Genomic DNA, 23,333 nt, shown 5'->3' with positions numbered 1-23,333 from the left:
CCACATACAATTTCGCGACCTGTCTGTTTGTAAACTACATTACTTTGGCTGTATCTACGACTTTCTCTTCTACGGGGCCTTTAGCCCAGCATTTCCCAGGCTATCAACCAAGACAGCCCCAAATTGATATGGCTATTGCGGTAGAAGAAACCATACAAAATGGTGGACAATGCATCGCCGAAGCAGGAACAGGGACGGGGAAAACGTTTGCCTATCTCATTCCTGCCTTTCAGTCTAAAGGTAAAGTCATCGTCTCAACCGGCTCTAAGGCCTTGCAAGAGCAATTATTCCATCGTGACGTGCCGACCTTAAAAAAGGTGCTTGGCAGTGGGACAAAAGTCACGTTGCTAAAGGGTAGGGCCAATTACCTTTGCCCTTATCGTTTATCACAGCATTTGAGCCATGTGCCAACCGACGACCCAGATGTTATGCACCAACTTGCCATGGTTGCAAAGTTCGCTTCTGAAACACACAGTGGAGACTTAGCCGACTGTGTGGGTATCGAAGAAGACGCAAAGGTATTACCCTACGTTACCTCAACTGCAGATAACTGTTTAGGGAAAGAGTGCCCAGACTACGAAGACTGTTATATCCGAAAGGCAAGATTAAAGGCAGTCGATGCCGATGTTGTGGTGATCAATCATCATTTATTTTTTGCCGATATGGCCGTAAAAGATTTAGGTTTTGCGGAGCTAATGCCAACCGCAGATAGCTATATCTTCGACGAAGCACATCAATTACCAGAAATAGCCAGTGACTACTTTGGTGAGACTATCAGCACTAAAGCTTTGCAGGCGCTTATTAACGATTTAAGGGTGATCTACCGCGCTGATATTCCAGATATGTTGCAACTAGGAAAAACACTCAATAAATTGGAAACCAGTGTCGCCGATTTGCGTTTGGTATTTGGTGGCGATGGTGCCCGTGGTGATTGGCGTGAAGCGCTGGCGAATAAACCAATTTGCGATGCCATGCATCGAGTGATAGCTAACTTAGACTTTCTCTATAAAGTGCTCAAACTTTGTCTGGATAGAAGTGAAAAAATAGAACACCCATTTGAAAAGGTCATGACCTTTAAAAATCAGTTTGAACGTGCCTTTGATACCAGTCAAACTGGATTTAGTTACTGGTTCGAAACCACAAGGCGCTTTTTATCTATTCATATCACGCCGCTTGATGTATCAAGTAAGTTTGCACAAATTGTCAAAACCACTGAAGCAAGCTTTGTATTTACCTCAGCCACCTTATCCGTTGATAATTCCCTTGAGCACTTTAGTCGTAGCTTAGGACTCAAACCGACCTCACAATTTATTGTTGATAGCCCATTTAACTATAAGCAGCAAGCTTTACTATGCCTGCCACGCTATTTGCCAGAAACCCGTGACGACTTAATGCCACATGCGCTGGTAAAGCTTGCAAAACAGGTGATTGAAGCTGCAAAAGGGCGTACATTTTTACTCTTTACCAGTTATCGCGCGATGCATTTAGTCTACGAAGGGCTGAATACGGCACTGCAATATCCCATTTTTATGCAGGGTCAAGCATCGAAACGGATAATTTTAGAGCAATTTATTCGGCACGGTAACGCCGTACTACTTGGTACGGCCTCCTTTTGGGAGGGGGTGGATGTGAGAGGTGACACTTTGAGTTGTGTTGTCATTGATAAGCTACCATTTGCTTCACCAGATGACCCTTTGTTGCAAGCGCGCATGCGAGACGCTGAAATACGTGGATTAGAACCCTTTGATGCCATACAACTCCCCCAAGCTGTTATCGCGTTGAAACAAGGGGTTGGACGGCTAATTCGTGATGCTAACGATAAAGGCGTACTGATTATTTGCGATAATCGCTTAGTTACGAGAAAATACGGCCAGACGTTTTTAAGTAGTTTGCCCGATATGTCTCGCACGAGAGACTTAAACAAGGCAATCCGATTTTTAGAGAATATTGATAAAAATGAAAAATAACCTGTTGGCCATAGACGCCTCCACCGAAGCACTCAGTATTGCATTGCACTATGAAGGCAAGTTTATTCGCCACTTCGAGGTTTGCCCACAGCAGCATAGCCAAAAGATACTTCCCTTAGTTGAACGTATTTTACGCGAAGCCGATATCACGCTTAGTGAGCTTGATGGCATTGTGTTTGGACGTGGGCCGGGCAGTTTTACTGGGGTGAGAATAAGTACAGCGGTTGCGCAAGGCTTAGCTTATTCTTCAGGTCTTAAGTTGGTTGGCGTTTCAACTTTGCAGGCGATGGCGCAACAGGCATACATGGAAGCAGGCAAGTCCAGCGTAGTGTCGGCAATAGATGCACGTATGGGTGAGATCTACTTATGCCAATACAACGGCGAAACTCGTGGTGTTATTCAACCAAGCACCGAAGAAACAGTTATTAAACCTGAAAATATCGACTTTACATCAACTGGCGCGGCCGGTGTTGGTACAGGATGGCAAGCGTTCTCAGAGCTTGCCACACAGCTTGAATGCGAAATCATTGACAATATCACGTTACCGGATGCTTATTACATGCTGTTTATAGCCGACGATAGTTTCACACAAGGCTTATCTGTGGATGCAGCTGACGCCCAGCCGCAATATGTAAGGGATACTGTGACGTGGAAAAAGTTGCCAGGTCGAGAATAAAGGCGTATTTTTATACAAGCACTTCGTATTTATTGAGCTAAACCGTGAAACTAAATTCAATCATCCAACAAGCAGGTACATATCAAGTAAAGCCACAGCCTAAAAAGGCGGTGAGCCCTGCTATTGAAGAAGGAAATACGGCTAAGCTCAATACCGCGCAGATCAAAACCAGTGAAAAGGGCATTGCGTTGGTGGAGCAGTTCCAATCGCAGCAACGTTCGACTATCTACGACCGCCCTAACTTTCGTACTGGACAAGCAATTAGTGAATACAAAGCAATTGCAACCGAAGCAAGACGAGATGAGATCAAAAGTATGATTGGCGTTTCTGTTTACGCGTAATACCTCTTCCAAGACTCGATAACAAAGAAGGTCAGCAAATGCTGACCTTCTTTGTTTGAAATAATAGATGAAGATTTTTACTTTTTAATAAATCCAATCAGTTTATCAGCAATTGCGGTATTGTTTTGCGAGCCGATGAACGCTTCTTTACCTTTTCCATGGGCAAACACTTGTACATCGATAGCGGTGTGACCACCCGTTGTCCAACCAGTGAAAGATGCATCACTAATTGCCTCTTTTACGACAACACTAAGCGCCTTCGGACCTTGTGATAGTGCTTCTTTTACTTTTAGCTCAGTTGCACTGTCATACTCAAGACCTGTGAGATCTTGCCATGTTGCTTTAACGTCTTTTGTCTTTGCGAGTGCTTTTGCTATCTCGCCCGCTGAACCTTTCACTTTAGCGATCACATCTCGCTCCCAGCGATACTGACCATTCGCACCAAGCGTTAATCCACCGGTAGAGTGATCTGCTGTGATCACCAAGATAGTGTCTGGGTTGTTATCAACAAAAGCCTTTGCCAGCTTAATTGACTCTGCAAAGTCGTCCATTTCATGCATAGCACAAGCGATATCATTGGCATGTCCACACCAGTCAATCTGACTACCTTCAATCATTAAGAAGAAGCCTTTATCATTCTGGTTTTCCAATAATGATAATGCCGTTTTAGTCATTTTAGTTAGGCGCTGCGGCTCTTCATCAATTGCGAATGGCAGACCTACTTCTGCGAACAGACCCATCGCAGGAATTTTATTTAGCGTATCAAGCTTAGATAAAGCATCAACGTATTGATAACCTGCATCTTTAAATTCATTAACGAGGTTTCTATCTTCACGAATGAAGTATTTAGTGCCCCCACCAAGCATAAGATCTACGGGTAATTTTCCTGCGATTTTATTGTCGATGTAATCATTGGCAATATCGTCATAGTTACGACGTGATTCATTATGAGACGCGAAACTTGCAGGTGTTGCGTGGTTAATTTGCGATGTTGCAACAAGCGCGGTTGTTTTACCTTTTCGTTTCGCCACTTCAAGCATCGTTTCCAAATGTTCTTTATGGGTATCTACCGCAATTGCGCCATTATAGCTTTTAGTTCCTGTACTTAAGGCGGTTGCGCCCGCAGCACTGTCTGTTACAACCGTGTCGTCGTCTGGGTAAGTATGCGCCATACCTACCAAAATAGAGTCAAAAACCGTTGGGTCAACCACTTTCGTTGAAGGGTCATCTTTAAAATAACGGTAGCCCGTAGTGTAAGCCGGCCCCATGCCGTCGCCAATCATATAAATAATGTTTTTTGGAGCAGCCAATGTCGGAGCCGCAAATACTAATCCAACAAATGAGGCCAAAAGGCTAGTTTTGAAATTCATTGTTATTCCCGTGTACTTATTGTGATAGAGGTATGTGATTCTCTACTATTTGATCGATTTAAAACACATTCATAATAGAATGGATGTTCGATAAAAATATTTTCAACAAATCAAAGTAGTAAGTTCAAATATGTCACGGTAAGATGATAAATCAATGATGGTACAATGAACACAAAAAGAATTCGTCGATGTCTCTATATGCGATAAAAGAACAAAAAATCGGGCCATTCTCCTACCAAAGCTGGGGAGAGGGAAAGCAAACCGTTATCTACCTTCATGGTTGGCAAGACAACAGCAACAGTTTTGTACCGTTTGCGCCATTTTGCAATACACAGTACACACATATCGCACTTGACTTAGCAGGTCATGGACACTCAGATTGGAAAAGTGCCGACGCCTTTTATTACTTTATCGATTATGTCTATGACTTAAAGTGCTTTTTAGATTTAGCACAGATCAAAACGTGCCATATTGTTGGCCATTCTATGGGGGCAATGATAGCTAACTTGTTTGCAAGCTGCTATCCAACACGTTGTTTATCGTTGGTACTAATCGAGGGAATAGGGATTGTGAGTACCTCAGAGAGTGATACCAAAACCCAGCTCATTAATGCGTTTAATTCCCGAGATAAATTAAAACAATCTGAACCACGGGTTTATCCTGATATAAATACACTTACGCAACTGCGCAGTAAAATCAGTGATGTTTCGGTAGAAATAGCAGCGCTGCTTGTGACAAGAAATACCCAGCCGCATCCTGATGGCGTGCAACTTAGATTGGATCCCCGACTAAAGCATCACTCTGGATTTAGGTATTCCATCTCTCAAGCAAAGTCGGCGCTCAATGGGATATCCATTCCAACCTTATTGGTGTTAGCGGAACAAGGCTATGACATGATTGTCAGACAGTATAGTCAATTTAAGGGCTGTTTCGACTCACTCAGGCTTGAGAAAATACCTGGCGGCCACCATTGCCATATGGAAAACCCGGAAATTTGCTATAAGCTAATTGAAGCACACCAAAACAGCGACAAAACAGCGTTTACAACTGAAGGAGCGTAAAGAATAAACTAATCATGGAAAGCAAAGTTCACAAAGAGCGCTAAAGCCCACGTTTCAACAGCATCTAGATTGTAAATCCTCAGATATTGTGGGAATATGGCGTTTTTAGAGTATTTGCTCAATTGTTAAAGTGCCTTACATCGTTTATGGTTTAGGGTGAATATAAAAATAACGAGAACACAGGAGCTAAGAGTGGAAAAAATCTGGCTTAAGCGCTACCCAGAAGGTATGCCTGAAACTATCGACCCAGAGCATTACAACTCATTGCTTGAATTATTTGAAAAAAGTTTTGCAGATTATGCTCAGTATCCAGCCTACACCAATATGGGTAAGACACTGACTTATCAGCAAGTTGATGAAAAAACCAAAGCAGTTGCTAGTTATATACAAAATGAATTGAAACTTGGCCGTGGCGATAAAGTTGCGGTCATGATGCCAAACTTGTTGCAAACCCCAGTTACCATTTTAGGTGTACTACGTGCTGGTTGTACCGTTGTAAACGTCAATCCGCTTTACACCGTGCGCGAATTAGAGCATCAGCTAAATGACTCCGAGTCAAAAGCTATCTTTATTCTTGCAAACTTTGCCCATACATTGGAGCAGGCCTTACCAAAAACCAGTGTGAAGCACGTAGTGCTGACAGAAATTGGTGACATGTTAGGTGGCTTCAAAAAGCACTTGGTGAACTTTGTTGTTAAGCACTTCAAAAAAATGGTGCCTGACTTTAGCCTGCCAAATACCATTCCTTTCAAAGAAGTAATTGCAGCAGATCCTACAAAATATCAGAAACCTGATGTGACGCTAAGTGACCTTGCCTTTTTGCAATACACTGGCGGTACAACTGGCGTATCTAAAGGCGCGATGCTTACTCATGGCAACATGGTAGCAAACCTTGAGCAGGTCTCTGGCTGTTTAGATAAAGTATTAGATAAAGGAAAAGAGGTCGTTATCACGGCGCTACCGCTTTACCATATCTTTGCATTAACAGCGAACTGCTTGACCTTTATGAAGTACGGTGGTCACAATATCTTGATCACCAACCCGCGTGACATGCCTGCGTTTGTAAAAGAGCTGGCAAAGGTGCCATTTACAGCAATCACTGGTGTTAACACGTTATTTAATGGCTTGTTGAACACACCAGGTTTTGCCGACCTAGACTTTTCAACCCTGAAAATGTCTTTAGGTGGTGGTATGGCCGTACAACGCCCTGTCGCTGAGCGCTGGCAGAAAGTGACAAAGTCAAAACTGATGGAAGGTTATGGCCTTACAGAATGTGCGCCGCTAGTTACTATTTGCCCACATGATCTTGAAGCCTACAACGGTTCTATTGGTTTACCTGCACCAAGCACTGACATTAAGATAGTTGATGACAACGGCAATGAAACACCTAAAGGTGAGCCCGGTGAGCTGTGTGTTAAAGGGCCACAGGTGATGGCTGGTTACTACAACCGTCCAGACGCAACCGCCGAATGTTTAAAAGACGGCTGGTTTGCAACGGGTGATATCGCTACTTATGATGATGACGGTTTCTTCTACATCGTTGATCGTAAAAAAGACATGATCTTAGTGTCTGGCTTTAACGTTTTCCCTAATGAAATCGAAGAAGTCGTTGCTATGCACGAAGGCGTGTTAGAAGTTGCAGCGGTTGGCGTGCCACATGAGGTTAGTGGTGAGCAAGTTAAAGTTTTTATTGTTAAAAAAGACCCATCTTTAACAGAAAAAGATATAATTGCACATTGCCGAGATAATCTAACGAACTATAAAGTACCAAAGCTAGTTGAGTTTAGAGATGAACTGCCAAAGACTAACGTTGGTAAAATACTGCGTAGAGCGTTAAAAGAATAACAAATAGAGCCGGCACTAGCCGGCTTTTTTATAACTAGCGTGATATGGCTAGTTATGTAAATTGCATGGGAGTAACAGTGCAGTATCAAGTTATTGAAAGCCAAACAGCACTAGATGAATTTGTCTTGTCTATTTCGAAAGCCAAAGTGCTCGCCGTCGACACCGAATTCATGCGTCGCCGCACCTTATACCCAGAAATTGCTCTGTTACAGATCTTTGATGGTAACCACCTTGCCCTTATCGATCCACTAGCCGATATCGATTTTAGTAGGCTGTGGACGTTGTTTTCAGATACTAGTGTTTTAAAAGTACTTCATTCTCCATCAGAAGATATCGAAGTATTTCTAAAGTTTGCAGGTTTTATCCCATCACCAATATTCGATACCCAGTTTGCTTTACAGTTGTTAGGTGAGGGTAGTTGTATTGGTTTTGCCAATATGGTGAAGCAACTTAGAGACGTAGACATTGACAAAAGTGAATCCAGAACAGATTGGTTACGCCGCCCTTTAACTCAAAGCCAATTAGATTACGCCGCCTCCGATGTATATCATTTACTGCCATGTTTTGAGACTATTCAAGCGCGAGTAAATGAAAAGCAGCTATTTAACATAGTGCTTCAAGAGAGTGAGTTGCTCGCCCAAAAGAGGAGCTTCCGTCAACCAGACGAAGTACTTTATCTCGATGTCAAAAACGTGTGGCAACTTAAGCCTAGAGATCTTGCTACTCTAAAAGAACTTGCGGCGTGGCGCAGAGCCAAGGCAGAGAAAAAGAACTTAGCGCTAAATTTTGTACTTAAAGAACATAACATGGTAGAAATTGCCAAACGTCGTCCAAGCTCACTGGGCAGTTTACGTAATGTTCCAGGTGTTGAGCCAATGGAAGTTAATCGCTCTGGTAAAGAAATTCTCGCCTGTATAGAAAAAGCAAAAGAAGTAAGTGAACAAGATTGTCCACAACGCGTGAGAAGGCTTATCGACTTTAAAGGTTACAAAGCAGCGTGCAAGGATATTAAACAGGTTATCGCCGAAGTCGCCAAAACTAACGATATTCCGGTTGATGTGTTTGCTTCGAAAAAGCAAATCAATCAGGTGATCAGCTGGTCGTGGAAAAAGTCACCGGAAGAAAAGCAATTGCTGATGAAACCCGATCTTGCGTTAGGCTGGAGGGCTGAGCTTGTTGCAGATAAGTTAGACAGTTGGTGGCAGTAGCACTCCTGTCGATTAAAAGGTGAAAGAAAAAAGCTAAAGCGATAATAACATCCACCTTCCGAAGAAGGTGGATGATACTCAACTAGTCTTTTGGTTGTTCGATACCAAAGTACACGCAATGTAACACAGGTAATACAATCAACGTCAGTATGGTCGCAAAACCAAGACCGAACATAATGGTGACCGCCATGGATTGGAAGAACACGTCAAATAATAGCGGGATCATACCCAATATGGTTGTGATAGCAGCCATAGACACCGGCCTTACACGACTCACACCAGAATCAAATACCGCTTGGTAAGGGGACTTACCAGAGTCAATTTCGATGTTTATTTGATCCATCAGTACAATACCATTTTTAATCAACATGCCGGATAAACTTAGCAAGCCTAGCAGCGCCATAAAGCTAAATGGTGCTTGTAGTAATACAAGGCCTGCCGTTACCCCAATAATAGCAAGCGGTACTGTAGACCAGATCACTAATGGCTTTTTCACAGAGTTAAAGAGCAATACAGTGATCATAAACATCGCTAAATAACCGATTGGTAATGAGCCAAAAATAGCTTTCTTCGCTTTGCTTGACGACTCATACTCGCCGCCCCATTGCATCTCGTACCCTTGGGGTAGTTCAATGGCTTCGATATCCGCCTTCACCCTTGCAAATAACTTCGCTGGGGTTTCATCACCTATCACGTCATGATCAGCCATAACCGTGATGGTACGTTTGCGGTCGCGGCGCATGATCAGGCTATCTTCCCAAGTGACACTAAAATCATCCACGATTTGTGAAACTGGCACGTAAACGCTAAGGACAGGGCTGAATATTTGTAAGTCACCAAGGTTTTCAACATTGAGTCTCTCTTCCTCAGGAGAGCGTGCAATGATAGGCAACAGTTGCGTACCATCTCGATATAACCCTACCTTGTTACCTGACACCGAAGTAAGTAGCAACTGATCTAAGTCAGATTTACTGATCCCCAAACGACGCGCCTTCAATTCATTAAATTGTGGGCGGATCAACTTGGTTCTTTGTCGCCAGTTATCACGAATATTAAACGCTTTATCGTCTTGGCTGATAATACCTTTGGCTTCTTCAGCTAGTTGGCGTAACACAACAGGATCTGGTCCCGAGAACCTAGCCTCGATTTTTGCGTCGGTTGAAGGACCAATTTCCATGCGCTTTATTTTGAGACGTCCGTCTAGCTCATTTTCAAGCTCATAATCGCGAAGCTTAGCAATCATAGCCACTACAGCTTCTCGGTCTTTTACACGTACAATTAACTGACCATAAGCGTCATATTGTTTTTCAGGCGAATAGGTCAACATAAAACGAGGCGCACCTTGACCAATCGTTGCCGTTACTTCGTTAACCATAGGATCAGCCAGTAAAAAGGATTCAATTTTCTCAACATTTTGCGCCGTGCTGCGAATATCTGCACCTTGATAATGCCAATAATCCACATAGAACATCGGTGTATTTGAAGCCGGGAAGAAGGACTGCTTAACTGATTTAAAGCCAACAACTGCAGCGACTAATAGCAGTACCATAGAAATAATGGTAATAGCGCGATTTTTAAGGCAGAAGGTAAGCATGGATTTATACACAGTGAAGATCACACCTTTATAGGGGTCGTCTTCTTCGCTGGTATCTGATGACTTTTCCTTCGGTCCTTTAAACATCATATTGGCAAAAAATGGTGTCAGTGTGATTGCCGTTACCCAGCTTAGTAGCAATGAAATTAACAACACCCAAAATAAAGAACCAGCAAATTCACCACTGGCATCTGAGCTTAAACCAATCGGCGCGAAAGCTGTGATCCCGATAACGGTTGCGCCAAGAAGTGGCCATTTTGTCTGTTCAACAATGTTCACAGCAGCTTTTACTTTAGATTGACCCCGTTTAATATTAATCAAAATGCCTTCAGTCACTACAATGGCATTATCGACTAGCATCCCCAGTGCAATGATCAAAGCACCTAATGAAATACGCTGTAAATCAATGGCGAATATCTTCATAAAGATAAAGGTGCCGAGCACGGTAATAAGCAAAATACCGCCGATTAAAATACCACTCTTTACACCCATAAAGATAAGCAGAACGATAATTACAATGGCAACGGCCTCTAAAAGGCTAACGATGAAACCGTCGACCGAGGTTTCTACTTCTGTTGGTTGATTGTAAACCGTGTTGATCGTAATACCGTATGGGCGCTGATATTCTAGTTGCTGTAAGTGATGTTCGATTTCTTTACCCACCTCAACAACATTTACACCAGAGGTAAAAGAAACCCCAACCAGCAGGGCACGCTTTTGATCAAAACGTGTAATATGATTCGGCACTTCCGCATATTCGCGTGTCACTTTTGCCACGTCACCCAAATAAATAAGCTCTTTGGCACCGGGCTTTGAGATAAGTAACCCCTCTAGCTCAGCAACGTCTGTAAACTCACCAGTAGGATGCAGGCGAATAGACTCGTCTCCAACTCGTATTTTACCCGCATTAGATACCGTATTTTGAGCTTGTAACAACGAGAAAATGTAGCTAGGCGCAATGCCAAGTTGTGACAGTTTTTGTGTTGATATTTCGACGATCACTTGTGCTTGCTGCTCACCCGCAACAGTAACCTTACTCACACCTTCAACTAGCACTAATTCGCGCTTCAAAAAGTCAACGTAGTCTTTTAGCTCATCATACGAATAGCCTTCGCCGGTGATCGCGTAGAGTTCACCGTAAACATCAGCAAAATCGTCGATAACGCTTGGCGGCCTAACACCTGGCGGTAGCTTCGGCGAGAGATCATTTACTTTACGGCGCAGCTCATCCCAGATCTGTTGTAAGTCTTTCTTACGGTACTTACTCTTCATTTCAACAGTGATCTGCGACTTACCTGGAGAAGAAATGGAAGTAACATAATCAACATACGGCAGAGACTGAATTGCATTTTCAATCGGGAAGGTGACTTCCTCTTCCACTTGTTGTGGCGATGCACCAGGATACATGGTCACGACCATGGCTTTTTTTAGTGTGAATTCAGGATCTTCTAGTTGGCCTAAGCCCAAATAGGATACCGCCCCAGCAATAAGCAGGAGCAAAGCAAACATCCAACTGATTACCTTATTCTCAATTGACCATTTGGCTAAACTCATATTACAGACCTCTTTCTTTAGTCCAAGGTCTCACTTTTGCGCCTTCTTGCAAGTAATGCACGCCCGCAGCAACAATTTCTTCACCAGGTTCAAGACCCGACAATACCTCAATTCCGGTATGATTAAGTTGGCCAACGGTGACTTCGCGTTTTGTGACGGTCTGTTTATCGCTTTGATATACCCAAACGTAACTATTTCCCTCTGTGCCTTGCTTTTTATCGGAGAATACTGCTTGGTTAGGTACGATGATTGCCGTATTTTCACGGTTCGTAATTTTGCTTGGGTCGACGTAAACATGACCAGTCATACCTGCGAACAAATTAAAGTCCTCGGGGATTGGAAGACTAAATACGACTTTATAGGTTAAGGTTGCAGGGTCTGCCTGCGTATCCCATTCCTTAATCGTAAGCGGGTAAGACTTACTTGGGTAGCCATCAAAAACAACGGTCGGTTTGTAATCCGAATCTTTATCAACACGTGCAACGATGCGCTCAGGTACTTGAATAACTACATCCATCATATCGCGTGTTTCAAGGCGAAGAATATTTTGCTTTGCTACGACGTTTTCGTAATTTTTGACAAATACCTTGGCAACAGTACCACTAAACGGTGCTCTAAGTTCGCTATATTCGAGGTTTGTTTTAGCAATTTTAAATGCAGACTCCGCAACTTGCTTGTCTGCATTTGCTTTATCAAACTCAGCTTTAGTCGCTATGCCTTTTTCAAATAACGGCTCAATTCTCGATAACTGCGATTTAGCCAGTTCAAATTGGGCTTTACGTTGTTCATATTGCAGGTTGAAATCTTCAGGATCAAGCTTTGCAAGCAATTGCCCTTTTTGTACATCTTGGCCTGCGAGAACTGGAAACTCGATAAGTTCACCATTCACACGAAAGGCTAGGTAGGAGCCTTGGTTTGCCACCACTTCAGCAGGGAAACTACGAAGCGTGCTGCTATTAGGATCCGAAACCGTATGAATTTTAACTGGTCGGTTAGGGGCTTCTGTTGGGGCTTGTTCTGCTTGCTCTTGGCAGCCCACTAATAGGGTAGCCAGCACAATTCCAGAAAACACTCTTAACATATTGTTCTCCATGACAACGTCAATTTTAATGCGTGCAGAATAATGGAATTACATATAAAATAAAAATTATAAAACATTCTATACTGCATAAGATTTATTTATGAAGATTTCGGACTTAGCAGCGTTTTGCACCGTTGTTGAAGCGCCTAGCCTTACCGAAGCAGCAAATAAGCTTCATAAGACGCAGCCTGCGGTCTCTCAATCAATTAAAAGATTAGAACAATCTTTGGGATTTGCCCTTTTTGAGCGTGAGAAATATCGCAATGTGTTAACAGAGCAAGGTCGTCGATTTTATTTTGAAGCCGAAAAATTGCTTAATCATCATAGAGATTTGTCATTACTCGCGACTGAATTCGCGGCGGGTAATGAACCAAGCTTTAACATCTGTTACGAACCGATCGTATATCAAAACCAGATTGATCAAGTATTAGGCAATGCCTTCATTAAGTTTCCCGCAACTGAAATGAACATCTCAAGTGGTAAACGTTTTTTTGCGCTTGAGCAAGTCACACAGGGGATTGCAAACCTTGGCATTGGCCCTTGGTTTGATCTTTTTCATTCAACTGGCGATTTAGAATCAATGCCGATTGGACACGTAAAATTAGGCTTAGTCTCATTAACGGGCTATATGCCACCAGAGCTTAGTTTTTCGGAGCTTGCGCAATACCCATCTCTTGCAATGAAAGAAAGTAAATTCAAGTTTGACAGTGAGCGCTTGGCATACAGAAACAGTAACAATGTCATGAAACTCGATGACGCACTGGCAATAAAAAGATACTTATTGCAAGGTATGGGCTATGCCCTAATCGGCCTTGACCTTTGTAGAGAAGAATTAGAGTCTAGTGTTTTGCAACAAGTGAGGGTGTTTGATAGAAAGGATGAGTTTGAAGCCGAGATCCACGCGTATCGTTTGCATATTTCCCACCATGGGCCAGTAGCAAGATATTTTTGGGATAAATTAAAAGAGTTAAATATTCAATATGAAAAGCAGCAATCCTCAGCAAGAACTCGCTGAAAAAGTCTTCACCGTAATTGGTGGTATCCCATTTGGAAAAGTTGCGTCGTATGGGCAAATAGCGAGATTAGCTGGTTATCCAAAACATGCTCGAAAGGTTGGTCAATTGCTGAAAAACCTACCACAAGATTCAGCGTTACCTTGGTACAGAGTAGTAAATAGCCAACGACGTATTTCATTTCCTCAAGACAGTAGTAAATTTCAAGAGCAAAAATCGCGCTTGCAAGCTGAGGGCGTCACATTCTCAAATAGTAACGTGATAGCTAAACACTGTGTTTGGGAATAGTTATAAATTTAGCGTTAACTGATCCAGATAAATAGGGCAGTCGTAATTATCGTTAGTTTTTGTATATTTGAACGGGAATTATGAAACTCGCTTTATTTCCATTGCCAATATTCTTGCTTCCAGGCGGGTTCACCCGCTTGCGGATCTTTGAGCAGCGCTATTTATATATGGTAAAAGAGGCCGCGAAAACAGAGCAAGGTTTTGTGTTATGCCCATACCTCGCGGATACGCCGAACAATGTGTCAAAAGAAGGCGTGCACGTTAAAATCGTCGACTTTTCACAAGATGATGATGGTCAGCTGCTCATTGATGTTGAGGCACTATCGCGCGTCGCGATCAGTAATGTGGAAGTAGACTCACAATCTTTACGTTATGGCGATTGTGACATTATTGATGGGCCGCCATGGCAATGTAGCGAGGAAGCATTGAGTCTAGTTGACGAAACCCTTGTTGATAAGCTTCAGAGTGTTTTTATCGCCAATCCAATCCTTGATGATTTGTACCGCGACAAGCATTTTACTCAACCTCTTTGGGTTGCTTATCGTTGGCTAGAAATCTTACCTATCTCGATGACCCAAAAACTGAAAATAAAACAAGCACAAACATTTGAACAGGTGGCAGAGTTCTTACATACTGTATTAGATGAAAAATAGTGATCCATGCCAAGTTTTACAGCGTATTACAGCTTATAATTATAAATTGGAAGGTGAGCTATGTTAGGCCAACAGCAATCTATCGATTGCAACGTTCAGTCAGGAACTCGCAAAGCAGTGCAAGAAACTCCCTCTCAAGCGTTATCGGACGCTTTAGTTAAGGTTGCAGAAAAACGAGATCGCAAAGCTTTTGCGTTCTTGTTTGAGTACTTTGCGCCAAAAATCAGGCGCTTTGGTGTGAAACAATTTGGTAATGACGCCCAAGCGATGGAGCTCGTACAAGACACGATGACGTCAGTGTGGCGTAAAGCACATCTTTATCATCATGACAAAGGCGCAGCCACAACGTGGATCTATACCGTAATGCGTAACGCGTCGTTCGATGCACTGCGTAAGATGAAGAGTAATAAAGAAGAACACATCAGTGAAGACATCTGGCCGATAATTCAAGACTCGCAGGCTGACGACGACGGTTTTCAAGATCACTTGCAAACGGCGCAAATTCAAAAATACATCAATAAGTTGCCGCCAGCACAACGAGACATAGTCAAAGGCGTGTACTTTCAAGAAATGTCTCAAGAACAATTGGCAGAGCATCTTAATATACCTGTCGGGACAGTTAAGTCACGTTTACGACTTGCTTTACAAAAACTTCGCGCAGAAATGGGAGATCAAGCATGATTAAGCATCACCCTAATGATTCATTATTAAGCCAATTTGTTGAAGGTAATTTGCCTGCAAGTATCAGTGTCGCAATTGCAGCACATGTCGAACTATGTCCTTGTTGCCAGAAAAAGACCCAACAGCTTGAAGCGCAAGAAGCGAATGTTCAGCTTGGAGGAGGCAGCGAATCTTCACTAAGCTGTGATTTTGAGGCGATGATGCAAGCGATAACACTGGATGACGAAATAGACGAAGTTAAGGAGTATATCCAACCCACTTTTAACTATCAGGGTAGGGATGTTCAATTACCTAGGGCTATTGCGAATATCGATCGCACCAAATTTTCAGGTGTAGGTAAAGTCGCCCGCTCTCGGTTATTGCTAGAAGATGGCGACTTACGCTCAAGTCTTCTACAAATTGGTGCGGAAGGGGAAATTCCAGAGCACACCCACACGGGCTTTGAAATCACCTTGTTACTTGACGGCGATTTTGCAGATGAAGCTGGGGAATACGTACCGGGCGACTTTATTTGGCAAGACGGCAAACATAATCATTCTCCGCGCACAAAAGAAGGCTGCCTTTGCTTTACCGTGGTAAGCAGTGCACTACACTTTAATAAAGGGTTAAGTAAGCTGTTAAACCCAATTGGTAAGTTGATTTATTAAAGGAATAGTTGCGAAATGAAATTTTCATCACCAATAAAAATTGGCATTAGCGCGTGTTTGGCTGGAGACAAAGTACGATTTGATTCAGGCCACAAGCGTTCAAACTTTTGTATGGATGAATTCGCCGAACATGTTGAGTATGTGCGCTTTTGCCCGGAAGTTGCGATAGGCATGCCAATTCCAAGACCAACCATCAGACAGATCCGTGTAGGCGACATTATCAAAGTTAGTCGTCCCGACGGTAAAGAAGATGTCGCACCAAAGCTTAAGGAGTTTGGCGAAAAGGTTGCAACCTCACAGACACAAAGCCTTTCCGGCTTTGTGTTTTGTGCCAAAAGCCCAAGCTGCGGAATGGAGCGTGTTAAGGTTTATAACGAAGCAGGAACTGGTAATACATCTGAGGGTATTGGTATTTTTGCTGAGCAAATCATAAAACACAATCCGCTTTTACCTTGCGAGGAAAATGGCAGATTGAATGACATGCATCTCAGAGAAAACTTCGTAATGCGGGTATTTGTTTATAAAAACTGGCAGGAACTAACTCAATCGGAAAACATCGGTCTACACGAGCTGACGAATTTTCACGCCAAGCACAAATATCTGTTGATGAGCCATAATTACCAAGCCTATAAAGATTTAGGGCGTCTACTCGGTGATGGCAAACAATTGGATAGAGAGACGCTGAAACATAAATATATCAGTGGTTTGATGTCAGCACTGAGCAAGCCTGCCAATCGCAAAAATCAAGCAAACACGTTAACGCATCTACAGGGATATTTTAAGAACGAGCTTTCCAGTATCGAGAAGCAAGAGATGTGCGGCGCAATAGATCAATATCGCAAAGGTATTGTACCTTTATATGTACCGTTGACTTTGCTCAAGCATCATCTCACCGTGCATCCTAAAGCGTATTTGCAAAGCCAAGTGTACTTTGACCCATACCCCAACGAACTGCGTTTAAGATTCGGAATTTAGTAATGAAAACAGCTTTTTGGTTTCGCCGTGACCTCAGGGTTTACGGCAACGAGGCTTTGATTGAAGCCGTGAATGAGGGCGCACGCGATGCGCTCTTTTTTTATTGCAAGTCACAGTGGCAGTCACACAACGTGGCCAGTATTCAGCTCGACCTACTTGAGCGCAGATTACTTGAGCTTGGCAGTCAGCTTAGTGAATTTGGCATTAGGCTACATATCATTGAAGCGAGCACATTCGCTGAGCTGCCGGCGCAGCTTCAAGTTGTTTGTGACGATAAAGGCATTGATTGCTTATATGCAAATAAAGAATATGAAGTAAATGAAGTGGCGCGCGATGAAGCGTGTGAAACTGTGATCTCGTTAAAATTATTCGATGGCGATCTCGTTGCCAAACCGGGCTCAGTGCTTACGGGCTCCGGTGAGATGTTCAAGGTGTTTACCCCCTTTAAAAAAGCATGGTTAAAATGTTTTGTGGGGCAGCAATTTCACTTCTCTAGCTGGCCACTGGACAAACAACATGAGGCAAACTTCAAAAAGCCAACTTTCTTCAAGATGACCAATAAATCTGAAAAGTGGCCAGTGGATGATAATGCCATTGTCACGATTGTAAATCGTTTTATTAAGGACAAACTAGCAGACTACCAAGATGACCGTGATTTCCCTGCAATCAAAGGAACTTCGGGGCTCAGTCCATACTTGGCATTAGGCATTGTGTCACCCAAGCAGCTCATCGCACAGATCCAACTTCATTACCCTGAAGTGCTTGAAAACCCAAGTAAGCCAGAGTTTTGTTGGGTGAACGAACTCATTTGGCGTGAGTTTTATCGCCATCTTATCGTCGCTTTTCCGCGTTTATGTAAAGGTTTTAATTTCAACGATAAATATAACGCGGTTAGGTGGCGTGACGACAGCCAAGCTTTTGAGCTCTGGTGTAATGGTCAAACTGGCTATCCGATTGTCGATGCGGCAATGCGTCAGCTCAATAAAACTGGCTGGATGCACAATCGGCTACGTATGATTGTTGCCAGCTTTTTAACCAAACACTTGCTCATCGACTGGCGTGAAGGCGAAGCCTATTTTATGTCAAAGTTAATAGATGGCGACCTTGCCAGTAATAATGGTGGCTGGCAGTGGGCTGCAAGTACAGGGTGTGACGCGCAGCCTTATTTTCGTATTTTTAATCCCATCACGCAGAGCGAAAAGTTTGATCCCGATGGTTCCTTTATTCGTACATATGTGCCTGAATTGAAAAATGTTCCAGCAAAGCATATTCATTTTCCCCATGACTATTTAGCGGCATTTGGTGGAAAGGACGGCTATATAAAGCCGCTGGTTGATCATAAAGAAGCAAGGGCAAGAGCACTTGACGCATTTAAGGTGTAAATAGGTATGGATCACAGAACGCAGCGATTCGTGGCAATTTATAATGAAATAGACAAATACTGTCTCGGTAAATTGGCTTCAATTTACACTGAGGACATCAGTTTCGTAGACCCTTTACATAAAATTCAAGGACTTGATGCGCTAACGAGTTATTTTCAAGGGTTATATGAAAATGTCTCTGAAATCGAATTTCTTGTTACGAACGCTTATCAGGTTGATGACGTCAGCTTTATCTACTGGACCATGTCCTATCAACACCCCAAGCTAAATGGCGGTAAGCCCATAGAAGTCGATGGTCATAGTCGTTTGAGTTTTATTGGCGAAAAAGTGGCGCAACATCGGGATTACTTTGACAGTGCGCAAATGCTGTATCGCCAAGTCCCACTACTCGGTGGTGTTATTCGGCTATTGGATAAAAGGATCACGGCATGAGCAACATCTTAGTTACTGGCGCAACATCAGGGATAGGTAAAGGTCTTGCTGAATTTTATGCAAAGCAGTCACATCAAGTAACAGCTTGTGGCCGCAACCAAGAAGTGTTAGACGAATTAGAAAGCAGCGTAGGTGCAAAGAGCAAAGCATTTGATTTAACAAACCGCGAAGAGATAGAAGATAACTTCAAAGATATTGACGGCTTGGATCTTGTGATCCTCAACGCTGGTGGTTGTGAGTATATCGATAATCCCAACCAATTTGACGGCCATCTGTTTGAGCGAGTAATGCATATAAACGTCATCTCAATCGGCCACTGCCTAGACGTTTTACTGCCAAAAATGAATACAGGCGGGCAACTTTGTATAGTAAGCTCCAGCAGTGCATTTTTACCTTTGCCTCGCGCCGAAGCGTATGGTGCGTCGAAAGCGGCTGTCAGCTATTTAGCGCGCACCCTGACAGCAACATTAAAAGACATTGATGTAACCCTAGTTCACCCAGGCTTTGTTGAAACGCCGTTGACAGATAAAAACGACTTTCCGATGCCATTTATTGTAAGTGTCGATGAGGCCGTGGGTTACATTAGCAAAGGAATAGAAAAGCGTAGTAAAGAAATACATTTCCCAAAAAGGTTTACTCTATTTTTAAAACTTCTCAGGTTACTGCCGTTTTCGTTGTGGTTACCTCTCGCAAAAAGGATAGCCCGTGGCTAAAATTGCAATAATTGGAAGCGGTATTTCAGGTATGACCGCAGCATACCTGTTAAGTCGTCAACATGACGTGAAAGTCTTTGAAAAAAATGATTATATTGGCGGACATACGGCAACTATTGATGTTGAATACCAAGGTGAAAAGCTCGCGGTTGATACCGGTTTTATCGTATTTAACGACAGAACCTATCCAAAGTTTGAAAAATTGCTGGCTGAAATTGGTGTTAGTCGCAAAGAAACTGAAATGAGCTTTAGTGTTCACAACAGCCAATCGAAGTTTGAATACAATGGCCATTCACTCCGCACGCTATTCGCACAAAAACGTAACCTATTGAGACCAACTTTCTGGCGATTACTAAAGGATATTGTGCGTTTTAATGGCCTTTGTAAGTCATTATATGAAAAAGACGACTATCGAGGTGTTGAAACGCTTGGCAAACTGTTACAGCAACACCATTTTAATGCGTTTTTTAAGCTGCACTACATCTTGCCGATGGGCGCCGCTATCTGGTCAACCAGTATCAAAGAAATGCTCGATTTTGAAGCTAAATTCTTTGTCCAGTTCTTCTTCAACCATGGGCTCTTGGACATCACAAACCGCCCTCAATGGTATGTTATCCCAGGTGGTTCCAGGGAATACATTCAGCCATTGGTGGCAGAATTTAAAGACAATATTGTGCTTAATGCCGACATCGAAACAGTGGTTCGTGATGAGTCTGGTGTGACCATTATCTTCAAAGATGGCAGTAATGAGTACTTCGATAAAGTCGTCTTTGCATGTCATAGCGATCAGGCTTTAGCATTACTAAATACCCCGTCGAGTGATGAACAAGCGATACTTGGTGCAATTCCTTATACTGCAAACTCAGTGGTGCTGCACACTGACACCCGTTTATTGCCAAAGCGTCCGCTGGCGTGGGCCAGTTGGAACTATTTATTAAACGAAGCGACGGACAAAGCCGCTGTTGTCACCTACCAAATGAACATACTACAAGGGTTTGACGCTAAACATCAATACTGTGTCACGTTAAATCACGATGAAGGGATAGCTGAAGACAAAGTGATCCGCCGCTTTGTCTATCATCATCCGGTTTTCAATACCACCAGTATTGCGGCTCAAAAACGTAAAGCCTATATTGATGGTAAACACCATAGCTATTTTTGTGGTGCGTACTGGTTCAACGGTTTTCATGAAGATGGGGTAAAAAGTGCGGTAGATGTGGCCGAGCAATTGGGTATCTCATTTTGAACAGTGCAATACTGATTGGTAAAGTTCGGCATCGGCGATTCGCTCATGCCGGGCATGCTTTTTCTTACCCCATGTATATGATGTGGCTAGATTTAAGTGAGCTCGACGCACTCAATAGTATTTCGTCAAAGCTTGGTACATCCGGCTTAAAACTGCTTAAATTCAATCAAGCTGACTATATCCTCACAGAAGGCGAAAGCTTGGTTGAGCGCGCACGTGCTAAGTCAAATGCGTTAGGCAAACCCGTTTCTTCACAAACAAAAGTATATTTAATGGCGCAAATACGCTGTTTAGGCTTTTACTTCAGCCCGGTTAATTTCTACTTTTTTGAAGACGAAAAGGGTGCCGGTTTTAGCCATATGCTCGCTGAAGTAAGTAATACGCCTTGGAACGAGCGTCATTTTTATTTAGTTGAATTAAATAAAGAAGTGAACTTTAAAAAGCAATTTCACGTATCACCTTTTATGAATTTGGATATGCACTACCATTGGAAAGTGAAGCCACCCGGTAGCAATACGCTAATCCATATTGAAAACAGAAAAGGTGACGAATTGCTATTTGATGCCACGATGACGCTCAAAAAGCAGGAGCTCAATGAAGCAAATATTAATCAATTGCTCAAGCGGTTTCCTGCAATGACATGGAGCATAGCTAAAGGTATCTACTGGCAAGCGTTGAAGTTATTTTTAAAAAAAGTGCCTTTTGTTGGGCACCCCGGAAGAGTATAAGATGGAAAATACCACGACAATATCCTCATCAATTTCGCTTTCTACATTCGATAGAGTGTACAAAAAGCTCGTCTTTGGCGCGTTGAATACCTTAGAAATCGGAAAAGTGGTACTTGTCGAAGGCGACCAAAAATACTGTTTTGGTGAGTCAGAAACAAGCCTAAGCGTTGATATTCAAGTTCATTCAGCGCAAATGTATAAGCTATTTGCACTTGGCGGCAGTGTCGGAGCAGGCGAATCTTACATTCTTGGTCATTGGAGTTGTTCGGATTTAACCAAACTGATTGAGATCTTCGTCCTAAACCAAGCTCAGCTGGATGCCTTTGAAAATAAGTTTGCATTTTTCTCCGGCATTGTGAATAAGGTAAAACATTTAAAAAACAAAAACTCAAAACAAGGCTCAAAGCGTAACATTGTCGCCCACTACGACCTTGGGAACGACCTTTATGAATCATTTTTAAGTGAAGAAATGCTGTACTCTAGCGCAGTGTATCCCTCAAAGGAGGCATCGCTTGAAGAAGCGCAGCAACACAAGTTAGCCGCAATCTGTGAGCGCTTGGATCTGCAGCCAACCGACAAAGTTGTTGAGATTGGCACCGGGTGGGGCGCATTTGCAGTTTATGCTGCAAAACACTACGGCTGCCATATAACCACGACAACTATTTCAGAAGAGCAGCATGCGTACGTAAAAGCACTGATTGAAAAAGAAGGGCTGCAGCAGCACATCACACTACTAAAACAAGATTACCGCGAATTGGACGGCCAGTACGACAAGCTGGTGTCTATCGAAATGATTGAAGCGGTTGGACACGCGTATTTATCTGGCTTTTTTACCAAATGCAACGACTTGCTAAAACCGACAGGCGCAATGCTGATTCAGGCCATTACCATCGCCTGCCAACGTTATCAACATTACCTCAAGCAATCGGATTTCATTCAGCAGTACATTTTCCCTGGTGGTTGTCTTCCTTCCGTGAGTGAAATGAGCAAGCAAATTGTAAATTCCACCGATATGGTTATCCATGAACTTCATGATATCGGTCTGCACTATGCCAGAACGCTATACGATTGGCGTGTTCGGTTTGAAAAAGCATGGCCTTCGCTTGATGGTAAACGTTTCGATGAACGCTTTTATCGCCTTTGGCAATTTTATTTATGCTACTGCGAAGGGGCATTTAAACAAAGAGCAACCAGTGCCGTGCATTTAGTCGCCAGAAAACCAAGATACCAGTCAAATGTCTGTACTCAAACATTGGATTACTAACGCGCTACTCTTCCAAAGTATTTGGTTTTCTGCATTATTTTTTCAAGCAGACGCGCTTTGGTTGATGTTGCTAGGCTGTCTCGTCATGCTCGCAGGGCACCAAAATAAGCGTCTCAATTTGCTGCTTGCACTCGTAGGTTCCGCCATAGGAATAAGCATTGAATTGATTGCGGTCAAAACTCAGCTCATCAATTACCAAGGTAGTGAATTACTTCCGCTTTGGCTCTGGGTTTTGTGGATAGCATTGGTGCTGACAATAAATAATGCACTTTCCAAACTATTAACACTCAAGGCGCCGATATTATTAGTGGTATTTTTGGTCTGCGCGCCACCTAGCTATCTTGGTGCAGCTAACTTTGACGTAGTTTCTATCTCAATGCCTTGGTACATTTTTTGGCCAGCATTTGGCGCGCTGTGGAGTGTGGGATTCTACCTGATAGTGAGTTTTAATCGCATTTTATGGGGTACAAAGCTTGCGCAGTTGCCAGCAAATTGATAGCGTTTGATTACAAACCCACAGGATCCGGGGCGAAACGCAATAAAATAATAAATATTTCGTCGAATTTCGCAATTTTGGGGTTGCACATAAACGCAAAATGCATAAACATAGGTTT

22 protein-coding genes are annotated in these 23,333 nt (G+C 42.9%); 19 read left to right on the top strand and 3 right to left on the bottom strand.

From position 1 onward, the window contains the following. The first annotated feature begins 128 nt into the window (after positions 1-128). From MHN30_RS07470 to MHN30_RS07460, 3 genes are read left to right on the top strand one after another with little or no spacing between them, the layout of a single operon-like run. Positions 129-1,967, top strand: a complete 1,839-nt coding sequence (locus MHN30_RS07470; RefSeq protein WP_239359166.1) for an ATP-dependent DNA helicase — start codon at positions 129-131, stop codon at positions 1,965-1,967. Beyond that, complete coding sequence (gene tsaB, locus MHN30_RS07465; protein ID WP_010605467.1) at positions 1,957-2,643, top strand: tRNA (adenosine(37)-N6)-threonylcarbamoyltransferase complex dimerization subunit type 1 TsaB; 687 nt, start codon at positions 1,957-1,959, stop codon at positions 2,641-2,643. Before MHN30_RS07470 ends, tsaB begins: the two co-directional genes overlap by 11 nt. Before the next feature lie 44 nt (positions 2,644-2,687). After that, on the top strand, positions 2,688-2,984 hold the full coding sequence (locus MHN30_RS07460; RefSeq protein ID WP_017216823.1) for a hypothetical protein: 297 nt from the start codon (positions 2,688-2,690) through the stop codon (positions 2,982-2,984). Between the two features lie 77 nt (positions 2,985-3,061). Here the strand turns inward: MHN30_RS07460 and MHN30_RS07455 are convergent, their stop codons facing one another. Beyond that, the gene (locus MHN30_RS07455; protein ID WP_130165535.1) at positions 3,062-4,354 is read right to left on the bottom strand and encodes an alkaline phosphatase; all 1,293 of its coding nucleotides are present in this window, start codon (positions 4,352-4,354) and stop codon (positions 3,062-3,064) included. Between the two features lie 188 nt (positions 4,355-4,542). On the opposite strand from MHN30_RS07455, the gene MHN30_RS07450 reads away from it, so the two are divergent. The 3 genes from MHN30_RS07450 to rnd all read left to right on the top strand — a co-directional run bounded on the left by MHN30_RS07450 (position 4,543) and on the right by rnd (position 8,468). Continuing rightward, positions 4,543-5,415 (top strand): alpha/beta hydrolase, encoded by an 873-nt coding sequence (locus tag MHN30_RS07450; RefSeq protein ID WP_239359109.1) that lies wholly within the window; start codon positions 4,543-4,545, stop codon positions 5,413-5,415. Between the two features lie 192 nt (positions 5,416-5,607). Then, the gene (gene fadD, locus MHN30_RS07445; RefSeq protein ID WP_045988558.1) at positions 5,608-7,260 is read left to right on the top strand and encodes a long-chain-fatty-acid--CoA ligase FadD; all 1,653 of its coding nucleotides are present in this window, start codon (positions 5,608-5,610) and stop codon (positions 7,258-7,260) included. Positions 7,261-7,337: 77 nt separating this feature from the next. Beyond that, on the top strand, positions 7,338-8,468 hold the full coding sequence (gene rnd / locus MHN30_RS07440) for a ribonuclease D (protein WP_130165533.1): 1,131 nt from the start codon (positions 7,338-7,340) through the stop codon (positions 8,466-8,468). Positions 8,469-8,550: 82 nt separating this feature from the next. On the opposite strand, the gene MHN30_RS07435 is transcribed toward rnd, so the two are convergent. After that, entirely contained in the window at positions 8,551-11,616 is a 3,066-nt protein-coding gene (locus tag MHN30_RS07435; RefSeq protein ID WP_222244805.1) for an efflux RND transporter permease subunit, read from the bottom strand. A gap of 1 nt (position 11,617) precedes the next feature. Beyond that, positions 11,618-12,697: an efflux RND transporter periplasmic adaptor subunit gene (locus tag MHN30_RS07430; RefSeq protein ID WP_045988555.1), complete on the bottom strand. Its 1,080-nt coding sequence runs from the start codon at positions 12,695-12,697 to the stop codon at positions 11,618-11,620. A 100-nt stretch (positions 12,698-12,797) separates the two neighbouring features. Here MHN30_RS07430 and MHN30_RS07425 point away from each other — a divergent pair, with 100 nt between their 5' ends. The 13 genes from MHN30_RS07425 to MHN30_RS07365 all read left to right on the top strand — a co-directional run bounded on the left by MHN30_RS07425 (position 12,798) and on the right by MHN30_RS07365 (position 23,215). Beyond that, on the top strand, positions 12,798-13,712 hold the full coding sequence (locus MHN30_RS07425; RefSeq protein ID WP_239359108.1) for a LysR family transcriptional regulator: 915 nt from the start codon (positions 12,798-12,800) through the stop codon (positions 13,710-13,712). Beyond that, on the top strand, positions 13,678-13,998 hold the full coding sequence (locus tag MHN30_RS07420; protein WP_130165530.1) for an MGMT family protein: 321 nt from the start codon (positions 13,678-13,680) through the stop codon (positions 13,996-13,998). Before MHN30_RS07425 ends, MHN30_RS07420 begins: the two co-directional genes overlap by 35 nt. Before the next feature lie 80 nt (positions 13,999-14,078). Then, positions 14,079-14,651 (top strand): LON peptidase substrate-binding domain-containing protein, encoded by a 573-nt coding sequence (locus MHN30_RS07415; protein WP_069019219.1) that lies wholly within the window; start codon positions 14,079-14,081, stop codon positions 14,649-14,651. 60 nt (positions 14,652-14,711) lie between these two features. Beyond that, a complete protein-coding gene (locus MHN30_RS07410; protein WP_039495233.1) occupies positions 14,712-15,332 on the top strand; it encodes a sigma-70 family RNA polymerase sigma factor in 621 nt (206 codons plus the stop codon). Then, a complete protein-coding gene (locus MHN30_RS07405; protein WP_130165529.1) occupies positions 15,329-15,979 on the top strand; it encodes a ChrR family anti-sigma-E factor in 651 nt (216 codons plus the stop codon). Before MHN30_RS07410 ends, MHN30_RS07405 begins: the two co-directional genes overlap by 4 nt. 15 nt (positions 15,980-15,994) lie before the next feature. Beyond that, positions 15,995-16,954, top strand: a complete 960-nt coding sequence (locus MHN30_RS07400) for a DUF523 and DUF1722 domain-containing protein (RefSeq protein WP_130165528.1) — start codon at positions 15,995-15,997, stop codon at positions 16,952-16,954. 2 nt (positions 16,955-16,956) lie between these two features. Beyond that, positions 16,957-18,336 (top strand): deoxyribodipyrimidine photo-lyase, encoded by a 1,380-nt coding sequence (gene phrB, locus MHN30_RS07395; RefSeq protein WP_130165527.1) that lies wholly within the window; start codon positions 16,957-16,959, stop codon positions 18,334-18,336. A 6-nt stretch (positions 18,337-18,342) separates the two neighbouring features. Next, positions 18,343-18,768 carry a nuclear transport factor 2 family protein gene (locus MHN30_RS07390; RefSeq protein WP_130165526.1) on the top strand — a complete coding sequence of 142 codons (426 nt, stop codon included), beginning with the start codon at positions 18,343-18,345 and terminating at the stop codon, positions 18,766-18,768. Then, a complete protein-coding gene (locus MHN30_RS07385; protein ID WP_130165525.1) occupies positions 18,765-19,481 on the top strand; it encodes an SDR family NAD(P)-dependent oxidoreductase in 717 nt (238 codons plus the stop codon). Before MHN30_RS07390 ends, MHN30_RS07385 begins: the two co-directional genes overlap by 4 nt. Next, positions 19,474-20,727 (top strand): FAD-dependent oxidoreductase, encoded by a 1,254-nt coding sequence (locus MHN30_RS07380; protein WP_239359107.1) that lies wholly within the window; start codon positions 19,474-19,476, stop codon positions 20,725-20,727. The genes MHN30_RS07385 and MHN30_RS07380 overlap by 8 nt, the downstream gene beginning before the upstream one ends. Beyond that, positions 20,724-21,455 carry a DUF1365 domain-containing protein gene (locus tag MHN30_RS07375; protein ID WP_275446561.1) on the top strand — a complete coding sequence of 244 codons (732 nt, stop codon included), beginning with the start codon at positions 20,724-20,726 and terminating at the stop codon, positions 21,453-21,455. The genes MHN30_RS07380 and MHN30_RS07375 overlap by 4 nt, the downstream gene beginning before the upstream one ends. Position 21,456: 1 nt before the next feature. Then, positions 21,457-22,719: a cyclopropane-fatty-acyl-phospholipid synthase family protein gene (locus MHN30_RS07370; protein WP_239359106.1), complete on the top strand. Its 1,263-nt coding sequence runs from the start codon at positions 21,457-21,459 to the stop codon at positions 22,717-22,719. Continuing rightward, a complete protein-coding gene (locus MHN30_RS07365) occupies positions 22,691-23,215 on the top strand; it encodes a DUF2878 family protein (RefSeq protein ID WP_239359105.1) in 525 nt (174 codons plus the stop codon). The genes MHN30_RS07370 and MHN30_RS07365 overlap by 29 nt, the downstream gene beginning before the upstream one ends. The last annotated feature ends 118 nt before the right edge of the window (positions 23,216-23,333 follow it).

The sequence above is a fragment of the Pseudoalteromonas sp. OF7H-1 genome (assembly GCF_022347825.1).
Classification (GTDB): Bacteria; Pseudomonadota; Gammaproteobacteria; order Enterobacterales; family Alteromonadaceae; genus Pseudoalteromonas; species Pseudoalteromonas maricaloris.
This window is presented reverse-complemented; position numbering and strand designations above follow the sequence as displayed.